3 protein-coding genes are annotated in these 6,740 nt (G+C 61.7%); all 3 read left to right on the plus strand.

Translation table 11 applies throughout. The annotated features are described in order from the left end of the window. The 3 genes from AAAX36_RS07455 to arcC all read left to right on the plus strand — a co-directional run bounded on the left by AAAX36_RS07455 (position 1) and on the right by arcC (position 6,499). Positions 1-939 carry an FHA domain-containing protein gene (locus tag AAAX36_RS07455; RefSeq protein WP_349074909.1) on the plus strand — a complete coding sequence of 313 codons (939 nt, stop codon included), beginning with the start codon at positions 1-3 and terminating at the stop codon, positions 937-939. A gap of 402 nt (positions 940-1,341) precedes the next feature. Beyond that, positions 1,342-4,881, plus strand: a complete 3,540-nt coding sequence (gene nifJ, locus AAAX36_RS07460; protein WP_349074911.1) for a pyruvate:ferredoxin (flavodoxin) oxidoreductase — start codon at positions 1,342-1,344, stop codon at positions 4,879-4,881. Between the two features lie 655 nt (positions 4,882-5,536). After that, positions 5,537-6,499: a carbamate kinase gene (gene arcC, locus AAAX36_RS07465; RefSeq protein WP_055310076.1), complete on the plus strand. Its 963-nt coding sequence runs from the start codon at positions 5,537-5,539 to the stop codon at positions 6,497-6,499. The last annotated feature ends 241 nt before the right edge of the window (positions 6,500-6,740 follow it).

Below are 6,740 nucleotides of genomic sequence, written 5' to 3' on the forward strand. Positions count from 1 at the left end.
ATGGCATCTCAAGTTGAGCTCACCCCATGCGGGGCCATGTTTGACATCTTTAAGCGCACGGCGCATCTGAGCCATATCGAGCTGTGCGGCTTGGTGCTTTCGTCCCGTCCGCTCGCCGACGGCCGCAGCCCGCAGAGCCGAGCCGCCGATCGCTCTTGGGTTTCCCGCTTTATCGTTCGCGCGCCGGTCGGCACGCTTCAGCAGCGCTACTTTGCCGAATACGGTACCTCGGCTGCGCGTATTATGTCGCAACTGGCCCTGCGCCAGCGCAATCCCATGGACTCCACGGCTGTGATCAATATGGTGTGCGGTCCTGCAGGTGAACCGATGGTACGCGCGCTCGAAGAGTGCCACCAGGACACGAATCTCTATCGCAACGCGCTCGATCGCCTGTCCCAGGCGGCGGAACTCATGCCCGCCGAGCGCGCCGAGGCCGTGCTGGTGCTGTTTGTCGCCGTCGGTTGTTCGGCGGATGTGCGGTCCTCGGTGAACTATGCCATCGACTACGCGCACGCGACCTGTGGCGGAGGCACATCCACGCCTCGTTCGCTTGGCATGTCGATGACCGCGGGCGAACGCGAACCCGCCCCGGCACACCCCTTGGGCTTGCTGCGCATACAAAACAGTTTTGTCGTGAGCGCCCCGCGCTGGATTCAGCCGAGTGAGCAGGGTGTTGAGATTGGCGCGCTGGCCACTGGTGAGGGCGATATTACCGACGTCGGCGACGATGTCTCGGCCCGCCATGCCCATATCTGGTGCGATGCTCAAAATATCTGGCACGTCGAGGACTTGTCGTCCACCAACGGAACCGTGGTGGTAAACGGGGCCACGCGCGTCTGCATTCAGGTCGAGCCCGGTCGTTCCGCCCAACTTAATCCCGGCGACGAGCTCAAACTCGGCGAATCCACTACCTACGCCATCCTCTTCGGTGCCCTCTAGCCAGTCCCGCCAAATGGTCCCTCCGTCCCCAAGGGATCATTTTGCTCCCGGCAGTCACCCGAGGTAAACCTTTACCGCCCGCCTATATTTGCCGAAATTACACTTGACGGCGGGGTACAATAAACCCGCATGCGGATTTCCGTTGCGGGCGCTTCCCATCGCCGGGGCGTGCCCGGGAGCATCCGGCATGCGGCCTTTGCGGCGCTCGGTCATGTGCAAGACGGGCGGTCGGGTCTGTGGGGCGCATCAGTTGCCCCTCGCCTCGGCATGTCTTCTCTCCACGCCACGTACCTGCTGCTGAGCCTGCCTGCCAGATGATTGGAAGCAACAGCGTAAATCCCATCACTCCAATATCCCGGCAATCGCCGGGGCCTGTATACCTATATGAGAGGAGAGGGGTATATGGCGCGTAAGTTTAAGTCTATGGACGGCAACGAGGCAGCCGCATATGTTTCGTATGCGTACACCGAGGTAGCGGGAATCTATCCCATTACGCCGTCCAGCCCGATGGCCGACCATGTTGACCAGTGGGCGGCCCAGGGTCGCAAGAACATCTTCGGCACCCCGGTCAAGGTCGTCGAGATGGAGTCCGAGGCAGGTGCGGCCGGTACCGTTCACGGTTCGCTGGGCGCCGGTGCTCTGACCACCACCTACACGGCTTCTCAGGGTCTGCTCCTGATGATCCCGAACATGTACAAGATCGCGGGCGAGCAGCTCCCGGGCGTCTTCCACGTCTCCGCGCGTTGTGTCGCTTCCCACGCCCTGAACATTTTTGGCGATCACTCCGACGTCATGGCCTGTCGTCAGACCGGCTTCGCCATGCTCGCCGAGGGCAACGTCCAGGAGGTCATGGACCTCTCGCCGGTGGCTCACCTCGCCGCCATCGAGGGAAAGACCCCGTTCCTTAACTTCTTCGACGGCTTCCGCACCAGCCACGAGATCCAGAAGGTCGCCATGTGGGACTACAAGGATCTGGCCGAGATGTGCGACATGGACGCCGTCCAGGCTTTCCGCGACCACGCGCTCAACCCTGAGCACCCGCGCACCCGCGGTAGCCACGAGAACGGCGATATCTTCTTCCAGAACCGTGAGGCCTGCAACAAGGTCTACGACGAGCTTCCCGCCGTCGTCGAGGGCTACATGAAGAAGATCAACGAGAAGCTCGGCACCGATTACGGCCTGTTCAACTACTACGGCGCTCCCGATGCCGATCGCGTCGTCGTGTGCATGGGCTCCTTCTGCGACGTGCTCGAGGAAGTCATCGACTACCTCAACGCTCACGGCGAGAAGGTCGGCCTGGTCAAGGTTCGTCTGTTCCGTCCGTTCTCCATCAAGCACTTCGTCGACGTTCTCCCCGAGACCGTCCAGAAGATCGCCGTCATGGACCGTACCAAGGAGCCGGGTTCCATCGGCGAGCCGCTCTACCAGGACGTCGTCTCCGCTCTCTACGAGGCCGGCAAGACGGGCATCAAGGTCGTCGGCGGCCGTTATGGCCTGGGCAGCAAGGACACGCCTCCCGCGTCCGCGTTCGCTGTCTTCGAGGAGCTCAAGAAGGACGAGCCCAAGCGCGAGTTCACCATCGGCATTGTCGATGACGTGACCAACCTGAGCCTGCCCGAGGCCGAGGATGCGCCCAACACCGCAGCCCCCGGCACCATCGAGTGCAAGTTCTGGGGTCTGGGTGGCGACGGTACCGTCGGCGCCAACAAGAACTCGATCAAGATCATCGGCGACCACACCGACAAGTACGTCCAGGCCTACTTCCAGTACGACTCCAAGAAGACCGGCGGCGTCACCGTCTCGCACCTGCGCTTTGGTGATTCCCCGATTCGCTCGCCGTACTACGTGACCAAGGCCGACTTTGTCGCCTGCCATAACCCCAGCTACATCGTTAAGGGCTTCAAGATGGTCCGCGACGTCAAGCCGGGCGGCACCTTCCTGGTCAACTGCCAGTGGAGCGACGAGGAGTTCGCCGAGCACATGCCCGCCGTGGCCAAGCGCTACATCGCGAACAACAACGTCAACGTTTACCTGATTGACGCTATCGACCTGGCCGCCAAGGTCGGCATGGGCAAGCGCACCAACACGGTACTCCAGTCCGCCTTCTTCGCGCTGGCCAAGGTCCTGCCCGCCGAGGACGCCCTGCAGTACATGAAGGACGCGGCTACCAAGTCCTACATGAAGAAGGGCCAGGCCATCGTCGACGCCAACCACAAGGCCATCGATGCCGGCGCTACCGCTTTCCGTAAGTTCGAGGTTCCGGCCGACTGGGCTACCGCCGAGGATGCCGCTCCCGTCGAGCTCTCCGAGGAGACCAAGTCCGCTATCGCCCAGCAGGTCAAGAACCTGCTCGAGCCCATCGATCGCATGGACGGCGACAGCCTGCCTGTTTCCGCCTTCGTCGATTGCGCCGACGGCCAGTTTGAGCTGGGCGCCTCCGCATACGAGAAGCGCGGCGTCGCCGTGGTCGTTCCCCACTGGGATGAGACCAAGTGCATCCAGTGCAATCAGTGCGCCTACGTGTGCCCGCATGCCACCATCCGTCCGTTCGCGATGACCGAGGACGAGGCTGCCGCCGCGCCCGAGGCTACCCGCACGCTCGACGCCATGGGCCCCAAGGCCAAGGGCATGAAGTTCACCATGGCCGTGTCCCCGCTCGACTGCATGGGTTGCACCAACTGCGTCAAGGTTTGCCCCAAGGGCGCCCTCGAGATGGTTCCCACCGAGCAGGAGATGGACCAGCAGCCCGTTTGGGACTACATGGTCGAGAACGTCTCCGAGAAGAAGGAGCTCATCGCGGCCAACGTCAAGGGTAGCCAGTTTAAGCAGCCCTACCTGGAGTTCTCGGGTTCCTGCGCCGGCTGCGCCGAGACCGCCTATGCACGTCTGGTGACCCAGGTCGCTGGCGACCGCATGTTCATTTCCAACGCCACCGGCTGCTCCTCCATTTGGGGCAACCCCGCTGCCACCGCTCCTTACTGCAAGGACAAGGACGGTCACGGCCCGGCGTGGAACAACTCCCTGTTCGAGGACAATGCCGAGCACGGTCTGGGCATGGCCGTTGGCTATGAGGCCGTTCAGCACAAGCTGATCGCCGCTACCCAGGACATCATCGCTGCTGATGGTCCGTCCGATGAGCTCAAGGCCGCCGGCCAGGCTTGGATTGACTCCGTCAACGACGCCGAGGCCTCCAAGACCGCTGCCGCTGCTTACGTTGCCGAGCTCGAGAAGTGCGGCTGCGACGCTTCCAAGGCGATCCTCGCCGACAAGGCTTACCTCACCAAGAAGTCCTTCTGGATCTTTGGCGGCGACGGCTGGGCCTACGACATCGGCTTCGGCGGCCTGGACCACGTCCTGGCTTCCGGCCACAACGTCAACGTCTTCGTCTTCGACACCGAGGTCTACTCCAACACCGGCGGTCAGGCCTCCAAGGCCTCGAACCTGGGCCAGGTCGCTCAGTTCGCCGCTGCCGGTAAGGTGACCAAGAAGAAGTCCCTGGCCGAGATCGCCATGAGCTACGGCTACGTCTACGTGGCGCAGGTCGCCATGGGCGCCAACCCGGCTCAGACCCTCAAGGCCATTCACGAGGCCGAGGCCTACGACGGCCCGTCTCTCATCATCGGCTACAGCCCCTGCGAGATGCACTCCATCAAGAAGGGTGGCATGCAGAACTGCCAGGCCGAGATGAAGAAGGCTGTCGAGTGCGGTTACTGGAACCTCTTCCGCTTCAACCCCGAGGCTGCTGCCGGCAAGAAGTTCTCGCTCGATTCCAAGGAGCCCGCGGGCGGTTATCAGGAGTTCCTGATGAACGAGGCCCGTTACGCTTCGCTGACGCGTTCCTTCCCCGAGCGCGCCGAGGAGCTCTTCAAGGAGAATGAGCAGGCCGCCATGGACCGCTATCAGCACCTGCTGAAGCTCAAGACGGTGTACAACGAGGCCTAGGTCTCCCACCGCAGGATCTGAGGGCTAACCTTCGCGGACGTCCTCGGACATGAAAGAACCCCCGCTGCGCACTACGTGCGGCGGGGGTTCTTTCGTCCTGCGGAGTGCCCGCGAAGGTTAGCCCTCAGATCCTGCTACGACTACGTCCTCGGATTGTGTGGGCGGATGAAGGACGTAGTTGGCCGGGTATTCCGTTCCCTTCGCTGTTTCGCGGCTTTGCCGCGAAACCTCGCGCCACTTTGGGACGCGGGGGAGGACAGGGTTGCTGCCGTCTTTTCGGAGCCCTTCTTTATTCCTTTTGCTGGATGAAAAGCCCCTTGTTTTTGCAGGGGTGCATACTCGACTTATAAGTGCATAGAATCTCGTATAGTGCGAGTAAGATATTGCGCTGCCTGTTTTGTGTTTAGCAAAGATATAGTTTGCATAATCTGGTCTAATCCCTGCTCTATTAAAATAAAGTTGCACGTAAATGGCGTAGATATGCTTGAGCTGGGGTTCTGTACGCTGAGCGGATAAAAACGACCGTTCACCGTTCCGCTATTTTCAAAATGAATAAAATGAGCGATAAAGAGAATATAAACCTTAATAAACTCGCGTATCGCACGGACGCGGGTTATTAATGGGTTGTAGGACTTTTACAGAAAGGATTCCAGCAATGTCTAAGCCTCTTGGCAAGCCCGATCGTATTGTCGTCGCCCTTGGCGGCAACGCCCTCGGCAACAACCCCGTCGAGCAGATCGAGGCCGTGAGCAACACCGCCCACGCTCTCCTCGGTCTCATCGAGCAGGGCAATGAGATCATCATCACCCACGGCAACGGCCCGCAGGTCGGCATGATTCAGAACGCCTTCGCCGCTGCCCACGATGCCATCGGTACCCCCGAGATGCCGCTGCCCGAGTGCGGCGCCATGTCCCAGGGCTACATTGGTTATCACCTACAGCAGGGCATCGGCCGCGAGATGCACAAGCGCTATAAGCGTTGGCACGCCGCCACCGTCGTCACCCAGATCGAGTGCGATCCGGATGATCCCGCGTTCAAGAACCCGACCAAGCCGATCGGCCCCTTCTACACCGAGGAGCAGGCCAAGGAGTTCATGGCCGAGGATCCCTCCAAGGTCTTCGTCGAGGATTCCGGCCGCGGCTGGCGTCGCGTCGTCGCTTCCCCCGATCCCAAGAAGATCGTCGAGGCTGACTCCATCCTCAACCTGCTCGACAACGAGTTCATCGTCATCGCCTGCGGTGGCGGCGGCATCCCCGTCGTCCGCGACTACGAGAACAAGGGCTGCTACAAGGGCGTTCCCGCCGTCATCGACAAGGACCTGGGCGGCGAGCTGCTGGCCGAGGACTGCGACGCCGACGTTCTGTTCCTGCTGACCGCCGTTGAGCATGTCGCCATCAACTTTGGCAAGCCCAACCAGGAGGAGCTCGAGGACATCACCGCCGACGAGGCCGAGCGCCTGGCCGACGAGGGCCAGTTCGGCAAGGGTTCCATGGAGCCCAAGGTCCGCGCTGCCATCAAGTTCGCCCGTTCCCGCAAGGGCCGCACCTGCATCATCGGCGCCCTGGACAAGGCCGCCGAGACCATGGCCGGCCTCTCCGGTACCCGCATCCACGAGTAGTCTCTACTCTGTTGCCTCTCTTGTGGGCGCCAGGCAAGGCGCCCACAAACTAGCCTCTCTTCATGAGCCCCGCAGTCCGCTCCGACTGCGGGGCTTTTGCTATTCACCTAGTCATTGGGTGTTCCTATAGTTTTGTCAACCGTCGGGGCTACTCCCGGTAGGGCACCCGGTCGCGCATCACGGCGTATATCGCCCTGAGCCGCTTCCTCGCGACGGCCTTGAGCGCCCGCCCGTGCCCCAT

The sequence above is a fragment of the Collinsella sp. CLA-ER-H10 genome, from assembly GCF_040092475.1.
GTDB lineage: Bacteria > Actinomycetota > Coriobacteriia > Coriobacteriales > Coriobacteriaceae > Collinsella.